The organism is Ruegeria sp. AN6 (genome assembly GCF_056540425.1).
This window is the reverse complement of the sequence record NZ_JBQFWR010000047.1, coordinates 1-717: the sequence shown is the minus strand read 5'-3', so window position 1 is coordinate 717 and position 717 is coordinate 1. Positions and strand designations below refer to the sequence as shown.

Sequence of the window (717 nt, the reverse complement as noted above, 5' to 3'; positions counted from 1 at the left end):
TGCCTGAGGCGACCTCTTTCACACGTCAATTCGGTGTGGGCCCCAGCAACACCTGGGCATTCGAGAACCGCATCATCGGCCCATCGGATGCTGATCCTGAGACTCTGCGCGAAATTGGTGACAGAGCAGTTGCGATACTGGATCAGCATCAATGGACGAAAGTGGCGCGCACCGATTGGCGCAACCGTGTCCTGAAAACTGTCCCAAACTATGACCAGGACCGAGCACGGTGGACCGGTATCACCTATGAAGATCTTGGAAACACAACAAAACGTGCATTTGACGGGCGTTCGGTCGGCCTCTACCGCGAAGGTGACGAGTTGCTGCCAATCATCGTTCGGCCTGGCGCAGAAGATGTGGCAGCCGTCGACAACTTTGAACTGCTGCAACTTCAGTCTCCGTTTTCTGTTGAGCCTGTCCCATTGGCACAGGTTGTACGCGGCGTGAATATTCAGCCCGAAGATCCAGCGATCAATCGTCGCGACCGGCGCCGTGTTCTGACTGTGCAAGCCAATCCAATCGATAGCGTAACTCTGCCAAGTTATCGCGCCGCAGTTCTTGCCGATTTTGAAGCTTTGGAGGCTGAATTGCCGCCGGGCTACAGTATGGAATGGGGTGGAGAATACGAGGACACAGTGTCTGCGCAAGCTTCTTTGATTCCGGGTCTGATCCCCGCGTTTTCGATCATGGCACTGATTGTTGTCGGGCTCTTTAACT

General features: G+C 54.7%; 1 protein-coding gene. It reads left to right on the top strand.

The genetic code is table 11. From position 1 onward, the window contains the following. Nucleotides 1–717 (top strand): efflux RND transporter permease subunit (locus tag ACR0MQ_RS22955; RefSeq protein WP_480611284.1); only part of this gene is annotated, 717 nt, incomplete at both ends.